Source organism: Micrococcus sp. LASM2_SD2 (assembly GCF_057364565.1).
In genome coordinates this window covers 1-2,385 of sequence record NZ_JBNFOB010000292.1, presented here as the reverse complement: position 1 = coordinate 2,385, position 2,385 = coordinate 1, and the positions used below count along the sequence as shown (strand labels likewise).

The 2,385-nt window shown below is 72.7% G+C and carries 2 protein-coding genes; both read left to right on the top strand.

Annotated features, from left to right (window positions below; translation table 11 throughout):
• Nucleotides 1–168 precede the first annotated feature (168 nt).
• The gene (locus AC2W7A_RS11580) at nucleotides 169–1,668 is read left to right on the top strand and encodes an O-acetylhomoserine aminocarboxypropyltransferase/cysteine synthase family protein (protein WP_485991479.1); all 1,500 of its coding nucleotides are present in this window, start codon (nucleotides 169–171) and stop codon (nucleotides 1,666–1,668) included.
• Nucleotides 1,668–2,183, top strand: coding sequence for a CoA-binding protein (locus AC2W7A_RS11575; protein WP_485991478.1), 516 nt, complete (start codon nucleotides 1,668–1,670; stop codon nucleotides 2,181–2,183). The genes AC2W7A_RS11580 and AC2W7A_RS11575 overlap by 1 nt, the downstream gene beginning before the upstream one ends.
• Nucleotides 2,184–2,385: the final 202 nt, after the last annotated feature.

Genomic DNA, 2,385 nt, shown 5'->3' with positions numbered 1-2,385 from the left:
CGGACGCGCCGGCCGACCGGCCCGGCCGCGTCTGCGTCGACCCTCCCACAACCGGCCCGGCTGACCGGCGCCGTCCTCGGCGCGCACCATGGTGGCCTACGACGACGGCCGCGCTCCTCGAGCGCACCCGTCGCCCGTCCCTGTGGCCGACGACCGGAAGGATCACCCGTGGCCGAGCACGAGAACGACGGCGGCACCCCGCGTCCCGACGGTGACGCCGAGCAGCGTCCGGCGGAGCACCGCCCCGCCCCGCACGAGTTCGGGTTCCGGACGAAGGCGCTCCATGCCGGCGGCGTCCCGGACGCCGTGCACGGCTCCCGCGCGGTGCCGATCCACCAGACCAGCTCGTTCGTCTTCGAGTCCGCGGACGATGCGGCGAACCTGTTCGCGCTGCAGAAGTACGGGAACATCTACTCGCGCATCGGCAACCCGACCGTGGCGGCGTTCGAGGAGCGCATCGCCACGCTGGAGGGCGGCATCGGCGCCGTGGCCACCGCCTCCGGCATGGCCGCGGAGTTCATCACCTTCGCCGCGCTGTGCCAGGCCGGGGACCACATCGTGGCCTCCTCCAAGCTCTACGGCGGCACGATCACCCAGCTGGACGTGTCCCTGCGCCGGTTCGGCGTGGAGACCACGTTCGTGGACTCCTCGGAGGCCGCGGACTTCGAGGCCGCCGTGCAGGAGAACACCAAGGCCGTCTACACGGAGATCGTGGCCAATCCCTCCGGGGACATCGTGGACCTGCCGGGCCTGGCCGAGGTGGCCCACCGCCACGGCGTCCCGCTGGTGGTGGACGCGACCCTCACGCCCCCGTACCTGATCCGTCCGATCGAGCACGGCGCGGACATCGTCATCCACTCGGCCACCAAGTTCCTGGGCGGGCACGGCACCACCCTGGGCGGCGTCGTGGTGGAGTCCGGCACCTTCCCGTGGGACAACGGGAAGTTCCCGCAGATGACCGAGCCGGTGCCCTCCTACGGCAACGTGTCCTGGTGGGGGAACTTCGGCGAGTACGGCTTCCTCACCAAGCTGCGTTCCGAGCAGCTGCGCGACTTCGGCCCGTCCCTGGCGCCGCAGTCCGCGTTCCAGCTGCTGATCGGCGTGGAGACGCTCGCCCAGCGCCTGGACGCCCACCTGGCCAACGCCGAACGGATCGCCGCCTGGCTGGACGAGGACCCGCGCATCGCCTGGGTGGCCTACGCGGGCCTGCCCGGCCACCCGCACCACGAGCGCGCGCAGCAGCTGCTGCCCCGGGGCGTCGGCTCGGTGTTCAGCTTCGGCGTGGCCCCGGCAGCCACGGACACCGACGACGGCGCCTCCGGTCCGGAGGCCGGGCGCGCGACGGCGTCGCGCTTCATCTCCGCGCTGCAGCTGGCCTCCCACCTGGCCAACATCGGCGACGCGAAGACGCTGGTGCTGCACCCCGCCACGACGACCCATCAGCAGCTCACCACCGAGCAGCTCGTGGCCGCGGGCATCCCGGCGGACCTGATCCGCATCTCGGTGGGCATCGAGGACGTCGAGGACATCCTCTGGGACCTGGACCAGGCCCTGACCGCCGCCACGGGCCGCACCCGGGACGGCGAGACGGTCCCGGGGACGGGAGCGGCCGTCGTCGGGAAGCAGGAGAGCGACGCCGGGAACGGCACGGCAGAAGGAGGCCTGTGATGAGCACCGCCATCCCCGAGAGGACCTGGACCGGACCCACCGCCCCGGAGCGGCTGGCGATCCTGCACCGGGCACGGAGCATCGCAATCGTGGGCGCCTCAGACAAGCCCGCCCGCGCCTCGTACTTCGTGGCCACCTACCTGCTCAGCTCCACCACGTTCGACGTCTACTTCGTGAACCCCGTGCTCGCCGAGGCCGGCAAGCAGATCCTGGGCCATGACGTCTACGCGTCGCTGGCGGACCTGCCCGTGGCCCCGGACCTCGTGGAGGTGTTCCGCAAGGCCTCCGACGCCCCGGACATCGTCCGCGAGGCCCACGCCGCCGGCGCGAAGACCGTGTGGCTGCAGCTGGGCATCTGGAACGAGGACGCCGCGCACCTGGCCGAGGAGCTCGGCATGGACGTCGTCATGGACCGCTGCGTGAAGATCGAGCACGCCCGCTTCCACGGCGGCTTGAACCTCGCCGGGTTCGCCACCGGGGTCATCAGCTCGAAGCGCCAGACGATCGACCGCTGAGCCGGAGCGGCCCGGACTTGCCCGCGAGGGGTCCCGGGGCGTGGGATGGAGGGCATGACTTCCACGCCCCACTCCCTCTCCCCCGCCTGGACCGGCCGCACCGACGGCGAGACCCCCGAGCACCTGCGCTGGCACCAGGTGGTCCGCCCCGCCGACGGGCCGCGGCGAGCCCCACGACGACGCAGCGCCACCCCCCGGCGCC